The sequence below is a fragment of the Pseudanabaena sp. PCC 6802 genome (assembly GCF_000332175.1).
Classification (GTDB): Bacteria; Cyanobacteriota; Cyanobacteriia; order Pseudanabaenales; family Pseudanabaenaceae; genus PCC-6802.
On record NZ_KB235914.1, the window covers coordinates 3,331,395 to 3,353,317 of the forward strand.

General features: G+C 46.9%; 20 protein-coding genes. 14 read left to right on the forward strand and 6 right to left on the reverse strand.

Annotated features, from left to right (window positions below):
- Positions 1-47 precede the first annotated feature (47 nt).
- On the reverse strand, positions 48-2,102 hold the full coding sequence (locus PSE6802_RS31385) for a SpoIIE family protein phosphatase (RefSeq protein WP_019502048.1): 2,055 nt from the start codon (positions 2,100-2,102) through the stop codon (positions 48-50).
- 225 nt (positions 2,103-2,327) lie between these two features.
- Here PSE6802_RS31385 and rpsL point away from each other — a divergent pair, with 225 nt between their 5' ends.
- The 11 genes from rpsL (at position 2,328) to PSE6802_RS0121285 (ending at position 13,906) form a co-directional block, all read left to right on the forward strand.
- On the forward strand, positions 2,328-2,735 hold the full coding sequence (rpsL, locus tag PSE6802_RS0121230) for a 30S ribosomal protein S12 (protein ID WP_019502049.1): 408 nt from the start codon (positions 2,328-2,330) through the stop codon (positions 2,733-2,735).
- 146 nt (positions 2,736-2,881) lie between these two features.
- Complete coding sequence (gene rpsG / locus PSE6802_RS0121235) at positions 2,882-3,352, forward strand: 30S ribosomal protein S7 (RefSeq protein WP_019502050.1); 471 nt, start codon at positions 2,882-2,884, stop codon at positions 3,350-3,352.
- Between the two features lie 151 nt (positions 3,353-3,503).
- The gene (fusA, locus tag PSE6802_RS0121240) at positions 3,504-5,579 is read left to right on the forward strand and encodes an elongation factor G (protein ID WP_019502051.1); all 2,076 of its coding nucleotides are present in this window, start codon (positions 3,504-3,506) and stop codon (positions 5,577-5,579) included.
- A gap of 32 nt (positions 5,580-5,611) precedes the next feature.
- Entirely contained in the window at positions 5,612-6,844 is a 1,233-nt protein-coding gene (gene tuf / locus PSE6802_RS0121245; protein WP_019502052.1) for an elongation factor Tu, read from the forward strand.
- 111 nt (positions 6,845-6,955) lie between these two features.
- A complete protein-coding gene (gene rpsJ / locus PSE6802_RS0121250) occupies positions 6,956-7,273 on the forward strand; it encodes a 30S ribosomal protein S10 (protein WP_019502053.1) in 318 nt (105 codons plus the stop codon).
- Positions 7,274-7,325: 52 nt separating this feature from the next.
- On the forward strand, positions 7,326-7,739 hold the full coding sequence (locus PSE6802_RS0121255; RefSeq protein WP_019502054.1) for a hypothetical protein: 414 nt from the start codon (positions 7,326-7,328) through the stop codon (positions 7,737-7,739).
- Between the two features lie 200 nt (positions 7,740-7,939).
- A complete protein-coding gene (locus PSE6802_RS0121260; RefSeq protein WP_051050649.1) occupies positions 7,940-8,614 on the forward strand; it encodes a Coq4 family protein in 675 nt (224 codons plus the stop codon).
- 222 nt (positions 8,615-8,836) lie between these two features.
- Positions 8,837-9,247: a site-specific integrase gene (locus PSE6802_RS0121270; RefSeq protein WP_019502057.1), complete on the forward strand. Its 411-nt coding sequence runs from the start codon at positions 8,837-8,839 to the stop codon at positions 9,245-9,247.
- An 8-nt stretch (positions 9,248-9,255) separates the two neighbouring features.
- Positions 9,256-10,119, forward strand: a complete 864-nt coding sequence (locus PSE6802_RS0121275) for a DUF6671 family protein (RefSeq protein ID WP_019502058.1) — start codon at positions 9,256-9,258, stop codon at positions 10,117-10,119.
- A 152-nt stretch (positions 10,120-10,271) separates the two neighbouring features.
- Positions 10,272-12,761: a YlqD family protein gene (locus PSE6802_RS35965; protein ID WP_019502059.1), complete on the forward strand. Its 2,490-nt coding sequence runs from the start codon at positions 10,272-10,274 to the stop codon at positions 12,759-12,761.
- A gap of 272 nt (positions 12,762-13,033) precedes the next feature.
- Entirely contained in the window at positions 13,034-13,906 is an 873-nt protein-coding gene (locus tag PSE6802_RS0121285; RefSeq protein WP_019502060.1) for a helix-turn-helix domain-containing protein, read from the forward strand.
- Between the two features lie 109 nt (positions 13,907-14,015).
- Here the strand turns inward: PSE6802_RS0121285 and PSE6802_RS0121290 are convergent, their stop codons facing one another.
- Complete coding sequence (locus PSE6802_RS0121290; RefSeq protein WP_019502061.1) at positions 14,016-14,378, reverse strand: nuclear transport factor 2 family protein; 363 nt, start codon at positions 14,376-14,378, stop codon at positions 14,016-14,018.
- A gap of 115 nt (positions 14,379-14,493) precedes the next feature.
- Here PSE6802_RS0121290 and PSE6802_RS0121295 point away from each other — a divergent pair, with 115 nt between their 5' ends.
- From PSE6802_RS0121295 to PSE6802_RS29925, 3 genes are all read left to right on the forward strand, one after another.
- Positions 14,494-15,378: a LysR family transcriptional regulator gene (locus PSE6802_RS0121295; RefSeq protein ID WP_019502062.1), complete on the forward strand. Its 885-nt coding sequence runs from the start codon at positions 14,494-14,496 to the stop codon at positions 15,376-15,378.
- Positions 15,379-15,693: 315 nt separating this feature from the next.
- Positions 15,694-16,332 carry a Uma2 family endonuclease gene (locus PSE6802_RS0121300; protein WP_019502063.1) on the forward strand — a complete coding sequence of 213 codons (639 nt, stop codon included), beginning with the start codon at positions 15,694-15,696 and terminating at the stop codon, positions 16,330-16,332.
- Between the two features lie 673 nt (positions 16,333-17,005).
- Positions 17,006-17,902 (forward strand): calcium-binding protein, encoded by an 897-nt coding sequence (locus PSE6802_RS29925; RefSeq protein WP_019502065.1) that lies wholly within the window; start codon positions 17,006-17,008, stop codon positions 17,900-17,902.
- A gap of 171 nt (positions 17,903-18,073) precedes the next feature.
- On the opposite strand, the gene PSE6802_RS0121315 is transcribed toward PSE6802_RS29925, so the two are convergent.
- The 4 genes from PSE6802_RS0121315 to PSE6802_RS33755 all read right to left on the reverse strand — a co-directional run bounded on the left by PSE6802_RS0121315 (position 18,074) and on the right by PSE6802_RS33755 (position 21,532).
- Positions 18,074-18,280 (reverse strand): hypothetical protein, encoded by a 207-nt coding sequence (locus PSE6802_RS0121315; protein WP_019502066.1) that lies wholly within the window; start codon positions 18,278-18,280, stop codon positions 18,074-18,076.
- A 240-nt stretch (positions 18,281-18,520) separates the two neighbouring features.
- A complete protein-coding gene (locus PSE6802_RS0121320) occupies positions 18,521-19,702 on the reverse strand; it encodes a radical SAM protein (protein ID WP_019502067.1) in 1,182 nt (393 codons plus the stop codon).
- A gap of 141 nt (positions 19,703-19,843) precedes the next feature.
- Positions 19,844-20,173 (reverse strand): hypothetical protein, encoded by a 330-nt coding sequence (locus PSE6802_RS0121325; protein WP_019502068.1) that lies wholly within the window; start codon positions 20,171-20,173, stop codon positions 19,844-19,846.
- Between the two features lie 609 nt (positions 20,174-20,782).
- Entirely contained in the window at positions 20,783-21,532 is a 750-nt protein-coding gene (locus tag PSE6802_RS33755; protein WP_019502069.1) for a calcium-binding protein, read from the reverse strand.
- Positions 21,533-21,923: the final 391 nt, after the last annotated feature.

The following is a 21,923-nucleotide window of genomic DNA, read 5'->3' on the forward strand; positions in this document are numbered from 1 at the left end:
ACGCAAATTGAGATCTCTAGAAAGAAGGCAGCGATAAGTCCCTAAGTTCAACGCCGACAGTAGAGTACTACGACTGTGAGGTCGTCGGGAAGGGAAATGCAATCGGGAGCAAGGCCAATCAGGCGGTTGAGAATATCTGCAGCACCATCGACTCCTTTTAAAGGCTCTACCAATGCATTCACATCTTTTGCCAAGGGTGGAAAAACCTCAAGCAAGCCGTCGCTGTAGAGGAGCAGGGCATCGCCGCGATGCAATTGCGTACTGCCACCTTGATAGTTTTGATCGGGAAGGATGCCGATGGGCATGCCTCCCTTATCTAAGTGTTCGAGCCTACCATCGGCACGCCGGATCAGGACGTGACCGTGCCCGGCATCTACATAGTTAAGCTGGCGTTCTGCCAGATCTAGCTGCCCCTGAAAGAGGGTCACAAAGCTCTCTGCCCGCACCAAGTCTGGTTCCAATGTACTATCTATTTTGCGGATTTTCTGCGGTGGTAAACTTTGGGAATCGATCGCATGTAAAGTTGCTCTCACGGTTGTCATTAAAAGTGCCGCAGGCATACCTTTACCCATCACATCTCCCAATGTGAAGTTAAATAGATCGGGTGAGGATAACTGCCAATCGTAGAAATCCCCGCCCACTTCTTTAGCAGGAATGCAGCGAGCAGCTAACTCAAATCCTGGTAAGGGGGGAATCGTCTTAGGCAACAGATCCGCCTGCACCTGACCGGCACGAGCCAGTTCTGCTTGCAAGGCTTTGTTGGTTTTTTGGAGTTCGTTTGTGCGTTCCTCAACTTTCTGTTCTAGCGATCGCGAATAATCTTCCAACTGGGCGCGGGACTGTTGAATCTCCGCACTCATCCGATCGAATGCCTTTGCCAGTACGGATATTTCCTTAATATTGCTGGCTGGGATCTCTTGCCCAAATTCCCCTTCTGCCATCTTATGGCTCGCCCGTTCCAATTGCTGCAGGGGGCGAGCGATCCAGCGGGCAATGAGAAAGCCACACAATATAGCGATCGCCAACGCCAGCAAACAAAGGCCAAGTGTAGTGAGATTATTAGCATAAATTTGCCCTAAGAAGTCTGACTCCGGCACCACTACAATAATCAGCCAGTTCAAACCATACTCATCTTTCCAATTCCTAATCTGAACGAACTGTCGCTCGCCTGAAAGTAGAAATTCCAGCTCCTGCTCCCTCCCTAAATTGTCAAACGAGCCAAATTTCTCAAGCAGATGTTGTGCGGTTGCCTGGAGCAGCGGATCGTTACTCTCAGTAGCGTGCAAGCGTTTCACCTCAGATCCCGTCACAATAAACGGTTGCGCGTCGGTTGAACTAGCTACAATTTTCCCGGAACGCTCGACGATCATCGTTTTACCTGATTGTCCCACTTTGAGACTTTGGAGGAATTGACCAACTTGACTGAGAATATAGTCCACGCCAATCACGCCAATTAGCTGTCGCTGTCGATCGTAAAGAGGGTAGCTATGGGAAACAGATAATACTTGTCGGTTTTGCCATTGATAGATGGGAGTCCAGGTTGGCTTACCTGCCTTAACAGCGCTGATATACCAGCCTTCCTGCCTGACATCCTGTTCGTCTCGCTCTACACTATGCAAGCCCTGACGATTCCCTTTCCCATCAGTTGTATAGGTGTAGATGCGATCTATCCCCTGGCTCTCCAAAATCTCCGAGATTCGCAATTCCCCATTGTCAAGTCTCTCCACACCAATAAATTCGCGTTTTTCATTAGCGAAGTTAATATATCCCACATCAAACAAACGCATCTGCTGCCAAAAGTATTTACCCAACTTGGTAAAATCTTTAAGGTCGAATATGCCTATATCGATCGCGTTGGCATTGGCACGATTGATCTTGGGTGGCAGAGCCAGGTAGCGATCGAGCTGGGTATCGATGCGCTCCACAATTTCATGACGCAATTGATTGGCAACATTGTTAACGGCTTCTTGCCCGTTACGCCATGACAACCACCCGGTCAGACCGACTGCAGCACATATTTGCACCACAAAAGGCACCATCAAGACTGACTTGAGCGATATCTGGTGAACTCGATCTGACTTTATTTGCTGCTTTTGTGCCATTGCCAAAGAGCGATCTATAAGCCTATCTATAAATACGGTGACATGTTTATATACGTTGACTATACAGTAGCTAAGACGGAGGACATTGCCCACTCTGCGTACTAGACGGATACAAGCATAGCAGCCATGAAAACATCAAACTAAATTTGACGCAATTTAGTTAATTTTGCTATGATGATGTGCTGTTGATTTAATCATGTAAGACTGCAACCACACTAACTATTTATGCCCACTATCCAGCAGCTCATTCGTAGTGAGCGACAAAAGGCAACTCAGAAAACAAAGTCCCCAGCCCTCAAAAGCTGCCCGCAACGTCGGGGCGTATGTACGCGCGTGTACACCACAACGCCAAAGAAGCCAAACTCTGCACTGCGCAAGGTCGCACGCGTACGCTTGACTTCTGGATTTGAAGTTACAGCCTACATTCCTGGTATTGGGCATAACCTCCAAGAACATTCAGTAGTAATGATTCGGGGCGGTCGGGTAAAAGACTTGCCCGGTGTTAGGTATCACATCATTCGCGGTACGCTTGACACTGCTGGGGTAAAAGACCGCAAGCAAGGTCGCTCTAAGTACGGAGCCAAGCGTCCCAAGCCCGGACAAGCTGCTGCACCTGCTGGCAAGAAAAAGTAATTCTCTGCTTATTGTTTGTTATTAGCTTGCTAATAGGATTGCTACTGAATTCACCTACTTTTAGTAGCGTATTATGAACAAATCTTTCTCACAGCGAATACGTACACACAAGTAACCTCAATCTCTTAAATTTTAAGTATCCTAAAATGTCACGTCGTACCAAAGCCGCTAAGCGCGTTACTCCACCTGACGCTGTATATAACAACCGCTTAGTTAATATGTTGATTAAGCGTCTGATGAAATGCGGCAAGCTCTCCCTTGCCTCTCGGATTGTATATGAAGCCATGGAAACAGTCGCCGAGCGTACTGGCAGTCCCGCAATTGAGATTTTCGATCGGGCGATCCGCAATGCTACTCCCCTGGTGGAAGTGAAAGCCAGACGGGTGGGTGGTGCTACCTATCAAGTACCGATGGAAGTGCGCAGCGATCGCGGCGTTGCTTTGGCGTTACGCTGGCTAGTGCAGTATTCCCGTTCTCGTCCCGGACGTAGTATGGCAAGCAAACTGGCTAACGAGTTGATGGATGCCGCTAACGAAACAGGCGGTACCGTACGCAAGCGCGAGGAGACTCACAGAATGGCGGAAGCTAACAAGGCATTCGCACATTACCGTTACTAACAGATCTAGTCTTAAGAACGGGACGCACTATTACATGAGATCTATGGATTCTTGGTAAGTTCTTAAGACTGTGGTTTATGAGTGTGTCTGAGAAAAGCTATAATTCTTAATACAAATTTCAAGTTCCTGGCATTTACGAGGAAAAACAGTCGTGGCACGAACCATAGCCTTAGATAAAGTACGCAATATTGGGATTGCAGCGCACATTGACGCTGGCAAAACCACAGCGACCGAGCGTATCTTGTTTTATTCTGGTGTAGTGCACAAAATTGGTGAGGTGCACGAGGGTACAGCAGTAACAGACTGGATGGAGCAAGAGCGCGAGCGCGGTATTACCATCACTGCGGCTGCCATCAGTACCAGTTGGAAAGATCATAAGATTAATATTATCGATACTCCCGGACACGTAGATTTCACCATTGAGGTGGAACGTTCTATGAGAGTATTGGACGGAGTTGTGGCGGTATTCTGCTCTGTCGGTGGCGTGCAACCTCAATCAGAAACGGTTTGGCGGCAGGCCGACCGTTACAAAGTGCCTCGCATCGTCTTCGTGAATAAGATGGATCGCACCGGTGCTAACTTCTTTAAGGTGTACGGTCAAATCCGCGATCGCCTGCGTGCCAATGCCGTGCCGATCCAAATTCCCATCGGCAGCGAAGATAAACTCAGAGGCATTGTGGATCTCGTTAAAATGCGGGCCTTCATTTATACGAACGATCTGGGCACGGATATTCAGGAAACTGATATCCCTGAAGATGTCTTGGAAGAGGCAAACGAGTACCGTGCCAAGTTGGTCGAATCAGTCGCCGAAACTGACGATGTCTTAACTGAAAAGTATTTAGAAGGTGAAGACCTCACCGAAGAAGAGATCAGGAATGGACTGCGGACTGGTACCATCAACGGCACCATCGTTCCCATAACCTGTGGCTCTGCCTTTAAGAATAAGGGCGTGCAGCTCTTATTAGATGCCGTAATTGATTATTTGCCATCCCCAATTGATGTACCGTCAATTCAGGGTCTACTTCCCGATGGCAGTACGGATGCAAGACCAGCCAATGATGAAGCACCCATGTCGGCGCTTGCTTTTAAAATCATGGCCGATCCCTATGGTCGTCTCACTTTTATTCGCGTCTACTCCGGCGTACTCAAGAAAGGCTCCTACGTGCTTAACTCTACTAAAGATAAGAAGGAACGCATTTCCCGCCTGATTATCCTCAAAGCCGACGATCGCATTGAGGTAGACGAGATGAGGGCGGGCGACTTAGGTGCCGTGCTGGGCATGAAGGATACCTTTACTGGTGACACCCTTTGTGATGATGCCGCACCAATCGTGCTGGAGTCGCTGTTTATTCCAGAACCCGTAATCTCGGTAGCGGTAGAACCCAAGACCAAACAAGACATGGAGAAGCTCTCTAAAGCCTTGCAGTCTTTGTCGGAAGAAGATCCCACATTCCGCGTCATGGTCGATCCAGAGACCAACCAGACCGTGATTTCCGGCATGGGCGAACTGCACCTAGAGATTCTGGTCGATCGGATGTTACGCGAATTTAAAGTGGAAGCTAATGTGGGTGCGCCTCAAGTCGCATACCGCGAGACTATCCGCAAACCGGTTCGCGCCGAAGGGAAATTTGTGCGCCAGAGCGGCGGTAAAGGTCAATACGGTCACGTCGTGATCGAGTTGGAACCTGCCGAACCCGGTACCGGTTTTGAGTTTGCTTCTAAGATTGTGGGTGGTTCCGTACCCAAGGAATACATCAATCCTGCCGAGCAGGGTATGAAAGAAGCTTGCGAGTCTGGGATCGTAGCGGGATATCCCGTGATCGACCTGCGCGCAACCTTGGTTGACGGTTCGTACCATGATGTTGACTCTTCAGAAATGGCTTTCAAAATTGCTGGCTCCATGGCAATTAAGGAAGCTGTAATGAAAGCCAGCCCGGTTCTGCTTGAACCTATGATGAAGGTTGAAGTAGAGGTACCGGAAGACTTCCTCGGTTCTGTAATTGGGGATCTCAATTCTCGACGCGGTCAGATCGAGGGCCAGAGCACTGAACAGGGCATTGCCAAAATTGCATCGAAGGTTCCTTTAGCTCAGATGTTTGGTTATGCTACTGACATTCGCTCCAAGACCCAGGGTAGAGGCATATTCTCCATGGAGTTTAGCCACTACGAAGAGGTGCCACGTAATGTGGCTGAAACCATCATTGCCAAAAGCAAGAGTAAAGATTGAAGGAATTAATCAGGATAAGGAATATAAGTTAAATGGCACGCGCAAAGTTTGAACGGAATAAACCCCACGTCAATATTGGTACTATCGGTCACGTCGATCATGGTAAGACCACTCTGACTGCTGCAATTACAATGACCCTGGCTGCGATCGGGCAAGCTGCGGCCAAAAAATATGCTGACATCGATGCAGCACCTGAAGAGAAAGCACGTGGTATTACGATCAACACGGCACACGTGGAGTACCAAACAGATAACCGCCACTACGCACACGTTGACTGCCCCGGGCACGCTGACTACGTGAAAAACATGATCACTGGTGCGGCACAAATGGATGGTGCTATCCTGTTGGTTTCTGCTGCTGATGGTCCCGAGCCACAAACGCGCGAGCACATTCTCTTAGCTCGTCAGGTGGGCGTTCCTAACCTTGTTGTATTCCTCAACAAAGAGGATCAAATGGAAGGCGAAGAAGAACTGGTCGAACTAGTGGAATTAGAAGTTCGCGAGCTACTATCTTCCTATGATTTTGATGGCGACAATATCCCCATCGTCAGAGGTTCGGCTCTCAAGGCTGTAGAAGCCCTGACCGCGAATCCCAAAATTCAAAAAGGCGACAATCCCTGGGTAGATAAGGTCTATGCGCTGATGGAAGCAGTGGATAGCTATATCCCCACTCCCGAACGTGCGGTTGACAAGCCATTCTTGATGGCAGTGGAAGACGTATTCTCGATCACGGGTCGCGGTACTGTTGCCACTGGGCGGATCGAACGCGGTAAGGTCAAAATCGGCGATTCGATCGAAATGGTCGGTATTCGCGATACTCGCACTACCACCGTTACCGGTTTAGAAATGTTCCAGAAGTCTCTGGAAGAGGGGTTGGCTGGCGATAACGTAGGCGTACTGATGCGCGGTGTCCAAAAGAACGATGTCGAGCGCGGCATGGTGCTGGCAAAGCCCGGTTCGATCACGCCTCACACTCAGTTCGAGTCACAGGTCTACATTTTGACCGAGAAAGAAGGCGGTCGTAAGACTCCATTCTTTGCTGGTTATCGCCCTCAGTTCTACGTGCGTACTACGGACGTGACTGGCACGATCGTCGCATTCACAGCTGATGACGGTAGCAATGCTGAAATGGTTATGCCTGGCGATCGCGTCAAGATGACCGTAGAACTAATCCACCCGATCGCGATCGAGCAGGAAATGCGTTTTGCTATTCGCGAAGGCGGTCGCACGGTCGGTTCTGGTGTTGTCACCAAAATCGTCAAATAGACTAACATTCTCGAAACAGAGCTGGTGGCTAGGGGCTAGGATCGAACAGATCTATGCTCCTGGCCAATTCTAGTCCCTAGCCCATTAGCCCATTAAATTTATTTCTCAGAAATGGCAACTTTACAACAACAAAAGATTCGGATTCGCCTCAAAGCTTTCGATCACAAGCTTTTAGATACCTCCTGCGAGAAGATTGTGGAAACGGCAAATCGCACTAATGCTGCGGCGATCGGCCCCATCCCATTGCCTACTCGTCGTCGCGTTTATTGCCTGTTGCGCTCGCCACACGTCGATAAAGACTCCCGCGAGCATTTTGAAACCCGCACGCACAGTCGCATTATCGACATCTATCAACCATCTGCCAAGACTATCGATGCGCTGATGAAGCTCGATCTAGCCGCAGGCGTAGATATTGAAGTTAAGCTATAGTAATCGCGCGATCGCACTTAATTCAAAACAATCTCAAGCATAGCTATTTGCTATGCTTTTTGCTAGGGCAATAAACCAACTCGATAATCTCCTGGGCGAATGCAATAGTATTCTTGTTATAGCCATAGACAGATCTGTCTATGGCTATATATTTCCACAGAATCTCAAATTTCATACAGGCGATCTTTCAGAAGAGCAGCAAGCAGAAGATCGCAAGCAGTTAGAATTTATTGATTTCCTGCGATCGCGCTGTAAGACTGTAGAAGTTTATTTTGCAGAAAAATATGATGCCCCTAGAGAATTGAATGAAAAATTTGAGTCATTTCCACTAATTTTAGCAGAAACAGAAGACGGTGAATGGATTGGCATTACCCCAGAAGTCGATAACGAAGTCTGCCTGTACAGACTCCAAGAAAAGGGGGTTAACAAACCAGGATTTGGCATTACAAATATACCAGTTCCATAACTGTCACAGGAGTGCAATGCCCTTACTCCTGAGCTGATTATAATCGCTATATAGATCGAGATGTATAGCTATAGCCAACAGGCTTAGGACGGGGTGCAGGGGTGGAACCCCTGCGTGGGGGCTGCGCCCCCACCTGTCCTAACAGATCTGTCTATGGCTATAAAAAGGTCAGTAATAAAGCTACTCAAGGAGAAATCATTATGCTCTTCGGTAAAAGCAAACAATTAAATATCGATTTCCTCAGCACTCTCAAAGGAGCGGTTACACTGCTGCGCGATCCCAGTCAGACCGAATCTGTTTATGATGTCGAAGATGGATTGCGTTACTCGAAAGCAACGCAATTAGCAGTCGATTACGTGAAATCCAAACCTGGAGTTGCTGAGCTAATCGCAGAGCGATACACACCACCTAAAGTAGATATTGAAGCTCTATCAAAGCTCCCACAAGATTCCCTCGGTTATGCCTATGCTGCGTATATTAAAGAATCTGGCTTCGATCCAAATTTCTATCGTCAGATTGAAGTGGAAGATGATATTAGCTACGTGCTGCTGAGAATGCGTCAAACCCACGATCTTTGGCATATTGTGGCAGGATTTACCACTGATGTTCCTGGCGAATTGGGCTTGAAATCATTTGAGCTGGCTCAAACGCGACGCACGATGGCAGTAGTACTGCTGGCAGGCGGCATTCTAAGCACGTTGTTTAAAGCGCCAGAAAGCCTGGAGTATTTACTAGATCGTATTGCTGCTGGATATCGCATGGGTGCTAAGGCAAAGCCATTCCTCGCTCAAAAATGGGAAGATGATTGGGAAAAACCTCTAGAGGCATGGCGAACTGAGCTAGGTGTCGAGGCGATGCCAGCTTATGTTGCTTAAACCGATTGCTGGAGTTGCTTCCGAGTTGCGTGGCAAGTCATCTGTAATGGTTGCGATACCACATTGGTCGTCGTTCTATCCAGGTTTTAAAGCTCGTACAGTTGATAATCGCTTGTATGGTGTTGCGATCGCGGTAAACTTAAGTTGTACGATCCTGGGTTCATGCGGATCTATTGCAGTGCTTTAGAAACAATTGTGTTTTAAGGAAGAGGCAAAAAGTTTATGGCAAGAGTCTTTACTGGTAGGGTTGTAATTCCAGGTAACAAAATCGACGAATACTTTGCTGCGCTCCAGACAGCTGAAGCGGCAAGAGCACCTTTCAAACAATCACTAGAACAGCTCAATCAAGAGTTTGCAGATTTTCTAGGTGCTAAGTACGTGGCAAAAACGGTGAGAAAGCATACTGGTATTGTGGATATGTTTATTGAATTTATCTGCCGCTATACCGATGTCGAAAAAATTGACGATATTACAAAGGGAATGGTCAACAGCCAGTTTAGAAGCTGGTATAAGCGCAAGGTATGGGACTCAGCGACAGAGAGCGATCTGCGGGTTGCACTCAAAAAGTTCTTTCAGTTTCTGGCTGCGGAGAAGGGTATTGTCAATCAGAAGGCGTTGGATGCCCTGAAATAGATTATTCTATGCGTATTATTTCTCTGTTTGAGAATCGCACTGCCGTATTGGCAACGATGCATCAAAAAGAAAAAGCGATCGCGCCGCTGTTGGCAAGCGAATTTGGCATGAAAGTAGTTGTTCCCCCTGATTTCAACACGGATCGCTTTGGTACCTTTACCAGAGAGATCGAAAGACCGGGGACTCAAATAGAAGCTGCCAGACTTAAGGCTCGGGAAGCTTTAAATCTAACGGGTGAAACGATCGCGATCGCCAGCGAAGGCAGTTTTTATCCCCATCCCGCCATGCCCCTCATTGCTTGCAATCGCGAAATAGTTTTACTGCGCGATCGCGCTAACGACCTGGAAATTATTGGAGAGGAAATTTCTACGGACACTAACTACCACCACCACCAGGTTGGTACCATTGCCGAAGCGATCGACTTCGCGCAAAAGATTGGTTTTCCCGAACATGGCCTGGTTGTGATGAGCGGCCAAAATGCCACTGCAAAAGATGAGATCGTTAAAGGGATTACAAGCGAGGAAAAGCTAACTCAAGCGATAGAATCCGCTCTCCAGACATCGACGACCAAAACAATTCACCTGGAAACCGATATGAGGGCGATGTACAATCCCACCCGCATGAAAGCGATTGCTCGGGCAACTCTCAATCTCATTGCTAAACTCCATAGCCTTTGTCCGCAATGTTCGACTCCTGGCTTCGATATTGTCAAACGGTTGCCGGGATTGCCTTGCAGTTGGTGCTCCCTGCCCACTTCTCTAATTCGATGTGAAATTTATCAATGCCAAAAATGCCAATACACACAAGAAACTCGATTCCCTAACGGTATAAAAACCGCCGATCCTTCTCATTGTTCCTATTGCAATCCCTAGGATAAAGTACACCTGTAGCGATGCTAATCATTATACGAACGGGGTGCAGGGGTAGAACTCCTGCGTGGGGCGCAGCCCCACAACCCCTTTTTCACAAATCATTTGTGATTGCTATAGCACACCTAATCAATACACCCACAGGAAACATTGCTATGTCAGGCACTAGATCGAAATTTAACACCAACCTTTTAGACCACTCTGCCGCCGTTAGCCTGTGGCAAGTGTGGCAAAAAACTGCCCAAGCCTGTCCCGATACCCTGGCGCTCCACGATCCCCATGCCAAACCCGAAGTGAAGCTGAGCTATCGCGAAGTTGTAGACCAAATAGCAATGTTTGGGGCAGGGCTGCGCTCGATTGGAATTCAATTCGGCGATAAGGTATCGTTAATTGCCGATAACTCGCCGCGCTGGCTGATTGCCGACCAGGGCATCCTGGCGATCGGTGCTGCCAATGCGACGCGCAGCTCGCAGGCAGAGCGTACCGAATTGCTCTACATCATCGAGCATAGCGATAGTATCGCGTTGGTGGTTGAAGATATCGTCACGCTCAAAAAGCTCCAGCCTGACGTGCAGAGTTTGCCTTTGAAAACAATTATTTTGCTCTCGGATGAAACTCCGCCAGAGGGAGCTTACAATTTCAAACAAATTCTGGAGCGAGGTAGCGATTCCCATGGGGATGCGTACCGCCGCGATCTCGGCAACCCTCCCATCGACCGCAATACCTTAGCAACTTTGATCTACACCTCTGGCACCACTGGCAAGCCCAAAGGCGTGATGCTGACGCACGGCAATCTCCTCACGCAAGTCGAAGGCGGCAAGGACATGGTGCAACCGTTCCCAGGCGAAGTTGCCCTATCAATTTTGCCAACCTGGCACTCCTACGAACGGGCTGGCGAGTACTACCTTCTGTCGCAAGGCATGACGCAGATCTACACCAACCTGCGATCGATCAAAGCCGACTTAGTGAAATACAAGCCCCATTTCATGCTGGCAGTTCCTCGCCTATGGGAGAGCGTCTACGAAGGCATTTCCAAGAAATTTGCGGCTGAGTCGCCGTTCAAGCAGGCACTAATTAAATTTTTGCTGGCTGGGAGCCAGAACTACATCAAAGCTCGTCGCATCAAGAACGATCTCAGCCTTGAGGCGGGATCGAAACTGGTAGCGACCTTAAGGGCGGCGGTTCTATCACCTGTATATTGGCTTGCCCAAAAAATTCTGTTCGAGAAAATTCGAGAGGCGGTCGGTGGCAGGGTAAAGTACCTCACCAGTGGTGGTGGTTCTCTCCAGCCTCATATCGATCTGTTCTACGAAATGGCAGGTATAGAAATCATCAACGGCTACGGTCTGACGGAAACATCGCCCATGTTGACGGCGCGCCGACCCCATAGGAATCTACGCGGCACGGCGGGCGTGCCTTTGCGAAATACAGAGATCCAGATCGTCGATCTCGATAGTCGCATTCCTCTAGAGCAGGGCAAAATTGGTCTGGTGATGGCGCGGGGACCGCAAATTATGCAGGGGTACTACAAAAATCCCGAAGCTACTGCTAAGGCGATCGATCCGGACGGCTGGTTCGACACTGGCGATCTGGGCTGGCTGACCGCTAATAACGATCTGATCCTGACCGGACGCGCCAAGGACACCATTGTTTTAACTAATGGTGAAAATATCGAACCCCAAGCGATCGAAGATGCCTGTACGCGCAGCCCGTACATCGATCAAATTGTACTTGTCGGTCAGGATCGCAAGCAGTTAGGAGCCTTAATCGTGGCAAACCTTACCCCCCTCGAAGCTGCAAACATCATTCCACCTGGCGCTCAACTACGGGACGTGCTGGAAATTCTCGCAAGCGACAAGGTGCAGGCAATCTATCGCGAGGAGCTAAATCGGGAAGTCAAAAGCCGCCCCGGCTACACGATTAACGATCGCATCGGCCCCTTTGCCTTTTTACCAGAGCCAATTACGATCGAAAATGGTTTAATGACACAAACCTTTAAAATTCGTCGTAATGTGGTAACCGATCGGAGAGTGTTCAGATTTTTGTGTAAATTGAGTCCTGAAGTACGTATTTACGCTGTTTCAGAGGCTCGATACACAAAATTCCGATCGCACCCACCGATCGCTACCGAGATATTATTGACAAGATGTTTATCTAAAAGTTACCTAGACAATATGGGTTCTATAGATTTTGCTAATCAGCTTCTCGTTAAGCGAGCAGTGAATGTCAAAGTAATCGTGACACCTCGCTGGAAAGACGAAATGCAACAGCAACTTCAGTTCCAGATTTCTCAGGCTGATGGGCAAGTTCAGCAACTAGATATGCAGGGTCAGCGTGCAATCTCGGAAATCGAACGGCAAAGTATTAAGCCACCTGGGCCTGATGTTGCGCGCGAAATTGAGTCAATTCGCTTGGAAGTCAACAGACGCAAGTCAGAAGTGTTAGAGCAGAAAAACCAATTATTGCAGCAACTCAATCAGGTGCAGGTATTGGAACTGGAGCAAGAGGTTAACCAGGGGCAGTTAGACAGCTTCTTTCCTGTTGGTAAAGGTGACAACTTGATCGCCCTGATGCAAGTTGAAGTAGTACTGCGCGATGGTGTCATCGAAGACATCCGGGCGGGGTTCCCAGCAGAAGCAAATTAGACGTTGGGGCTAAAGCGATTTCCAGCAAAAAAATAGCGATCGCCTGTAGGGTGGACATTGTCCACCCTACAAAGTTTTAGCACTGTTGCTACAGCAAACTAATATAGTTATAGCGGTTTTCAGATTGGAGGTGAGCAGGGGGTTTGGGGGCGTTACCACCAAGAAGGGGTTCCACCCCTTCATCTCGTCATTGAAAAACGCTATAACAGATCTGTCTACAGCTATAAATACAATGCGTACAATGCGTAATTTGAGCATTCTGAACTGGAATCATGAAAACAATAATCCCTCATCAAATTGAATGCGCTAGATTACCCATTTCATCTAGCCGCGATCGAGGTTGGGAGACTATCCTGGTTCAGCAATTTCAAAATCCGGCGGGTGAGGGCAACTTTTTACATCACGACGAACACACGCTTTCTTTTTCTCTCTCTCCCCGTCCGGTTCGCATGCAACAAACGCAGGCAGGTAAAACTTTCTCTGGACTGTTCGGGAAAGGTCACATTTCAATTACGCCTGCCCAGGTACCGTTTTTTGCTCGGTGGGATAGCGACGATCGCTATTTGCAGATTCGGATTGCATCTCAATTTATCCAGAATGTTGCCAGAGAAACTATTGACAGTAGCCCCGATCGCTTAGAGCTATTGACAGAATTTCGGGTTCGCGACCCCCAGATCGAAGCGATCGCTATGATGCTCCTCTCTGAACTCCAACAGGAAAATCCAGGCAGCAGACTCTACATCGAATCCTTGGCAAATGTATTGGCCGTACACCTGATCAGACAATATACGGCTGTCAAACCGCATATACCACTCTACGAGGGGGGGCTACCGCAGCGCGAACTCATGCAGGTTTTAGACTACATCCACGCTCATCTAGATCGAGATATTAAACTATCAGATTTAGCAGCACTGCTCGAAATGAGTCAATTTCATTTCAGTCGTTCATTTAAGCAGGCGATCGGCACCACTCCCTACCAATACCTGCTCCAGCAGCGTATAGAACGAGCTAAACAGTTATTAAAGCAATCCGATCGCTCGATCGTGGATATTGCCCTTTCGTGTGGCTTTAACAGTCACAGCCACCTGAGCCAACAGTTTCGCCAGGTTACAGGCATGACTCCCAAGACCTATAGAGCGGAGTAGCGATCGCTAAGTCCTCAATCGTTACACTGCTCCGGCGCTAAAAATATTCGCGATCGCCAGTAAGGGCAGCACTACGATGCCTGCCCTAAACCAACAGGAGCGATTCCTTTTAGGTGGCGTAATAGAAACGCTCGTGGACTACCTTGCCATCTCTCCAGCGTTGCACGGATACCTGATCGTGGGTTACCTTACCCCATTCCGCATGGGTGTAATCGACAAACCATTCTGAAATAATCACATCTTCACCATAAGCTACCGCTTTCACTTCCGCTGTCCGAAATTCAACTAGCTTAGAAAAGAAATCCAGTTCTCTTTGACGATTGGCATCCTTTCCTACCGTCGCGGGCGTTTCATTTTCTTGCATCACCACATCATCCGCATAGTATTTCTCAAAAGCTTCCATCGCTTTTCCTTGTAGCACTAAGTTTTTGATGTCTTCAAAATTAGCTCTTAGATCTGTTGCCGTAATCATAGTTATTACCTTTTTGTCTTTGATTTTGCTTACAAGATTTATGATGTTATATTCTCCTAGTTTTGAGAAGATGGCAAAATGGAATATGACTTATTCTTGCTAGGAATTAATCCCGATGCTAGATCTGATTGCGTGCATGAAAAGTTTTGTGCGGACTGTGGAGCTTGGCAGTTTCTCGGCTGTTGCCAAGGAGATAAATACAACTCAGCCCACAATTAGCAAACAGATTGCTGCACTAGAAGAGCATTTGGACGTGCAGTTACTGGTGCGATCGACGCGCAAAGTAAATTTGACTGACGAAGGGATGCGCTTTTACGAACATTGCCAGCATGTGCTGGAAGTGCTATCTGAGGCAGAGTCGAGCGTGGGAAAACGCCAGAATCCATCTGGGCTGTTACGGGTCAATTGTTCGGTGGCGTTGGGACGGCAGGAGCTATTTCCCAGGCTAAAGCGATTTCTCGATCGCTATCCCGATATTACACTCGACCTGACGATGTCCGATCGCTTTGTCGATTTAGTTGAAGAGAGTATAGATGTGGCGATCAGAATGGGTAAATTTCAGGATCGCAATTTGATTTCGCAACTAATTGGAACATCCCGCTTTGTTACCGTCGCCTCCGTAGAATATTTGGAGAAATTTGGGGAGCCACAAGTGCCAGCCGATTTACTGCATCACAACTGCATTATTTATACTCATCAGTCTACGGGCAATGAGTGGCAGTTTCGCGGCACGACGGTAACCGTGAGTGGAAATCTACGCGTGAATAATACGATGGCACATTGCGAAGCTGTTTTGGCAGGAATTGGGATCGGGACATCACCCATGTGGGCGTATAGTAAGGAAATTCAAAATCGCTCTGTCAAAGTCATTTTGGTAGATTACGAACCGGAACCTCTTGCGATTCAAGCTGTCTACCGTCGAGGGCGTTTTCAATCTGCGAAGGTGAAATGTTTTATTGACTTTCTCATGGATGAGCTTAAATCAGGTCTATTGCAATAATTAATCGCGCCTCCCTAGACTTGTACGATACTTAAGATACAAAGCAAACAATGACATTATAGCGGTTTTCACTTGAGAACGGGTTTTATTGACGGGGTGAAGGGGTTCCACACGGCAGTGGCTCTAGCGGGGAACCCCCAAGACCGCCCTGCCTCCCCTTCTTGGGGGCAACGCCACCAAACCCCCTTCTCGTTTTTATCTGAAAACCACTATATAGTAATATATACTCATGAACAGATCGATGATAATGTGAGAAGTAACGGCTTCAAGCATTTCTTTAGAACCTAAGCAGTTATCAATAAAGGGTAAATACTCATGACTGCGACGTTAATTCAAAGTCCCGATCGCATCTTACTCCATGATATAAGCTGGCAAACGTATCAGCTCCTGCTTCATGACTTTGCCCAGCAACCTGCCATGCGCCTGACCTACGATCGCGGCGAACTAGAAATTAAAATGCCATTAGATCCCCATGAAACCTACAAAAAACTATTAGGGCGTTTAGTCGAAGCACTCACCGAAGAGTTGGGCATTGAAATTCGTAGTTTGGGTTCGAGAACCTGCGATCGCGAAGATCTTGCCAGAGGTTTAGAACCGGATCAGTGCTACTACATTCAAAATGAATCGGCTGTTTGGGATAAAGAACAAATTGACTTAACGATAGATCCACCACCGGATTTAGCAATTGAAATTGATATTAGCAGTAGTTCGATCGATCGCATGGATATTTATGCGAACCTGGGCATCCCTGAAATTTGGCGTTATGACGGGCGATCGCTGGTTATCTATAATCTGAGGGATAAGCAATATCAAGTTTGCGATCGCAGTGTCGCCTTGCCTTTATTAACAGTGTCCGGACTTGAGAGATTTCTGGAGTTAAAGAAAACGACCAAAGAAAATGCCCTAATTCGGCTGTTTCGTAGTTGGATTCGAGAAAACATGACAAATTTGTAGTTTGCAGCTAGAAATCCTACATGAAACCATGAAGATAGTCGTTGTTTTTTGATTTTATTTGTCGGGTTTGGCATCCTGAAGCGCCTGTTTCCCTTGCGGCGACAAAAGCTCATGCGCAAAAACTGGCTGACCGACTTAGCGCACTTTTTCACCAACCACTTGCTCGTAAATATCGGTTCATGAATAATGCAGGTTAAGGTGTGACGAAGATCTCCTTGACGATCCGTTTGCGATCGCAATCATAACTACTACCAGCATTTACATTGGTCTCATGCAGTAAAAGGTAATTCAATCAATTAACAATTTATCCGTTCGACATCGGTCACGGGAATTGGTTCAATGCGATCGCGATTCAGATATCGCGACACTAAATATTTAATCGATCACAGAGCGATCGATTCTGAATCTCGCTCTCAAATTTATAGCCGTAGACAGATCTGTTAGGACAGGGGGTGTGGGGGCTGCACCCCCACGCAGGGGTGGAACCCCTGCACCCCGTCCTAAGCCCTATTGGCTATAGCTATAGCAATGCTCTTCATGTATCGCGGCGCGCTCTATAGCCAGATACAGATCGCTGGGCACGCGATCTCCCTGCGACAAAAAATTGAATTTCATGGCTCCAAACCTATGAGAGCCAAAAATCGCAACTTACTGAAACTAAGGAGAAAATGCAATGGCAGTTATCAATGGCACCTCAGGCAACGATAATTTATTCGGTACTACGGGAACAGATTCCATCTTTGGCAACAACGGCAACGACGTAATCAATCCTCTGACTGGTGTGGGGGATTATATTGATGGCGGAGCAGGAAACGATACGCTCGTAATCGACTACTCCAACCTGATTACAGATTCCAGTTTTTCCTTCGATCGCGTAGAGAATGTAGTCTTATCAAGCGGTGGTGGAAACGATAGTTATACCTTCAACAATACAGTGGACAACCTGTTTGGTGGCGATGGTAACGATACTTTGGACTCAGGCACTTTGGACGATCGACTCTTTGGCGGCAATGGTGACGATCGACTCTTTGGTGGCGCTGGCAATGATGTCCTCGACGGCGGCAATAACAACGATTACATGATCGGCGGCACGGGGAACAACACTCTCTTTGGCGGTGCTGGCAATGATGTCCTCGCTACTGACAATGGCAACGATTATATGGATGGTGGCGACGGCGATGACACCTTAAATGGCTACGATGGAAACGATTTTCTGGTGGGTGGGTTTGGCAACGACGACCTCATGGGGCGTGGAGGCAGCGACACCCGATTTGGTGGTGCGGGAGCCGATCGGTTCTTGTTTTTCGCGGATGAAATTGGGACAAGTACCCAATTTTCATTTGAGTTTGACTTCATTAGAGATGCTAACTTTGTTGGAGAGGGCGATAAGATTGTTGTTAACTTTGGCGGACTAGCTTCCATCAATCAATTTTCCTATACGGAGGATGTCAATGGAATCGGGACACTTGGATTTGATGCTAATCTCTTTGATAATGTAGGTCCCGTCGGCTTTGCATCGATAAACGCTGGGAGTGGCTTTAATCTTAATCGAGACCTCATCCTCGTCTAAAGGTGCAGTTGCTGGGTACATCTCAAGTTTGCAGGTTCATAATCCCACCCATCGTCCCCTTGGCAAGGGGAAGTGCCGGAGGCGGAGGGGTAATTGCAAAACTGGGATGCTTCCCAGTTGCCGCGTTTGTGGGGTGCACAGACGTTTGCCCCTATATCATGCAAATTCGCATCAATTATCTCTAACACCAAATTCCCTAAAGTAATACCAATTTAAATTGTTGTGGTTACAGATGGGGAGTGGGGGCAACGCCCCCATGAAGGGGTTCCACATTGCTTCGATCGCTTCTGCTTCCAGAACATCCCGAAATGGTAGTCCTGTACTCTGCTCAAATTTTTGTTTGAGCATTTCCATGCGCTTGAAATTATAATTAGTCATAGATTTTGGGGTCTTCAAGCTTTCGATTCATCTATAGCCGTAGACAGATCTGTTAAGACAGGGGGTGTGGGGGCTGCGCCCCCACGCAGGGGTTCCACCCCTGCACCCCGTCCTAAGCCTATTGGCTATAGCTATATATCAAGCCTTGAAGACTTTTTTCATCTATGTCCTCTGCTTATTTCAGCGCCATTCCACCATAAGTGCATCTACTGTTGAGTTAGAGCCATCAGATGCACTGAATTATATAGGACTTCTTAGTGCTGCTGGCATTTCTGACAAAGGTAATCGATTGAGATTTAGCTCCCCAGTTGCCGGATTGATAATTCCAGCTTGTTTCAAGCGATATTCGACATGTTGCAAAACACCTTTAGTGACGATGCACCGAATAACACCTCTTTCATCTAACTCATTATATTCTTTACTGCCTTCGGCCACTGGATAACCAGTGCAACTGCCAAAAAACGGGCAGGTCGAACAAGTAGCTGCCATTCGTTCTTCTGCGGCAGCGATAACTTCATGATGAGATGCTCCTTTAATTAAACTTTCCAAGGAAGTAGTAAATATATTGCCGTGACTCAGCCCAGAATAAGCATCTGTATAGCTGTAAACTTCGCCATTAGTATTTACTAGAAAAACTGATTCCCACTCGTGTTTGTCGTAGAAAAATGGTTTAGAATTGGGACTATAGTAATGAAGAATTTGCTCTATGTGCTCGACGATTGGTATCATCATTACTGTTCTCTCGCTTTCTAGCCACAAGTCAACTAGCGTACAGAAAGCATTGAGAATCTCATGATGGCTAATTTCAAACCCATCATGTTGCCCATCAAACGAGCCTTTAAACAGGGGTAATATCCGACAAGATAGGTTCATTTTTTCATAAAACTTATAAATCTCCCGCAGATGAGGAAGATTTAATTTTGTAAGAACGGTGATGCAGCCAAAGCGAATATTTTCTTCGTGCAAGCGATCCATATTTGCTAATACCGTAGGTAGGGAATCAACACCTGTTTGATTGACGCGCAAGCCGCCAAACAAATCTACAGAAACACCCACACTATCGAAGCCATCTCGCAATAGTCTCACTCGTTCTTTATTTAATACTGTCAGATTGGTCTGTACCGCATTAGAAATTGAATCTGAAAGTTCGCCGAAGATCTTTTTCTGTAGATCGAATGTTTTCCAATAAAAGTCTGGGGAGTTTAATAAAGGTTCCCCACCGTGCCAAACAAAATCAATTTGAGTGGGGCAGTCAAGTCGACGATAATAATCGTAAATATGACGATACATTTGCTCTAATTGTTCTAGATCGATCGCTGCTTTATTTCCTAACTCTGAATATTCATAACAATAGCGGCAGCGTAAGTTACAGAATTTAGAGGTTTTAACGACAAATTGCACCAACCTTTTCTGGGATTTCACGGTTTTCTCCTAGTGAGTTCGCTTAATAATTATTTGAATGGATTGGCAAAAGATGGGGATATTCTGAAGAGAAACTGGGAAACAGCAGTCTCTCTTCAGAAAGGTAGTGTATATCTACACCTCTCTAGGTTCAAAAATTGATTAAACCAGAGTATCTCCACTCAGTAAAGAGTTAAAGGTATCTACTGCTGAAGGGTGTGAGGCTTCGATTCCATTAGTTTCTGTCGTGGGAATCATCTTGGGTGGAACCTCTTTGAAGGTATCCCTATGAATATTCCTCTTCGCTACCAAGAGATCCTCACGAACAAGCAGATTCAATTTCTCAACTGTATTAGAGGCAAAGTTCACAGAAGATTTAACTTCATGAAAGCTAGGGCTGGCAGATGGAACTGCTCCTGCATGACCTGGAATTAGCACAGTTGGAACTGCACTAGCTAACAGTAGAAAAAGATGAGATAGTTTAGGTTTCATGGTTGTATTCCTTTGATTACTAATTGTGTAAGCGTTTGTTTGCTTTTATCCTAGATAGGAATGGAAGCCAGTGATTGACTGCTTCCATTCTTATCTGTTGTAATTAGTACGCAACTGTGGGATGAATGGATCGAGACATTGAGAAAAATACTTCAAAAATTTGTCCGAATCATCAAGGTGAAATTAAGGAACTATTGCTAAGGCAACAATAAAGCGTACATTTTTTAGGTAGCGATCCTCAAAACAGCCATATCCCCTGTAATATAGCGGTTTTCATATGAAAACGAGAAGGGGGTTTGGGGGCGTTGCCCCCAAGAAGGGGAGGCAGGGCGGTCTTGGGGGTTCCCCGCTAGAGCCACTGCCGTGTGAAACCCCTTCACCCCGTCAATAAAACCTGTTCTCAATTGAAAAACGCTATATCTCAGTTTGCCAGGGCAATAATTGGATCGCTAGTTTCAAAAAGTAGATACAAAAAACTCTAACTAAGCGATTTAAGGTAGAATTCGAGCAGGTGCAGGACTATCCATGGAAAAACGTGCTCATTTAGAGCACGAGAGATATGAAAACTAGAACTGAGGTAATAGGACTATTTGATTTTTTGAAGATTGCCTACACAAAAAGTGCGTCAGCAGATAGAAGAGTTGTGGGATCTAATGATGTATCGACAAAAACTGCCACCAGATCGTTAGTAGAGCTATCGAACAATGCTGTATCTGAAGCTGACCCACCAAAGTTATTACCAAATGCCACTGTATAGTTAGTGGAATTGCCAAACAACCGAATTTTATCTCCATCAGCCTCAGAGAAGTTTTCAATTAAGGCAAAGCTACCAGCAGCACTATAGAAGATACCGGTGCGATCGCCCAAGACGAAATGATCTATAGCACCATTACCGCCTGTTAGCGTATCGTTTTCGGCACCTCCTCCAAACCCGTTATAGATAACACCGCCAACAGAAATAGTAGGGCGCTGTAGTAGGTCGTCTCCCGTTCCACCTAAGAGGGTATCAATCGCACCAGGATCGATAGAAGAACCGCCGGTTAAAGTGTCGTTACCCACACCACCGTTGAGATTGTTGCTGCCCTCAACATCTATTAGTAAATCTCTGCCGCTTTCGCCCTGGAGAAAATCATTGCCAAATCCGCCTGTTAGAGTATCCCTATTATCTCCGCCGCTTAGAGTATCATTATCCACTCCACCATCAATCAAATCATTGCCATCACCTCCTAGAAGCGAATCGTTGCCACTGCCACCTTCAATGGTGTCGCGACCTTCGCCTCCCTCCATAATGTCGTCCCCCGAATTATCTAGACCACCTGGGAGGTTATCGTTGCCATTAGTACCGAGTAAATGAGCCATTTTATTTCTCCTTATGATGTTACATTGAGTAAAAGTCGATTTGTTCTCCCAGATGAATGGAAGCCACTAATTAGTTCGCATCCATTCCCATCTGTTATCATTAGTACGTAACTGTAGGATGGATGGATCGAGGCTTGGATGCAAAATTCAAAATTCTATTAGAATCTCGGAAATATTGAGTCCCAAAATCTACCCAGATATTCGGGTAGATTTTGGGTTTAAGTCGATCCTATGCAGGTGGTAAAACTATCAGGCGTTCGCGATTTTGTAGTGAAGGGTTACTTCAATCCTGCCATCTTTACAATTCACGTCGTGGGTGCCAACACCCCAGCCGTCTGACGCTGTATGCTGCTTAGAACCTAATTTCATCCCTGTTGACTGCGATGTTTTT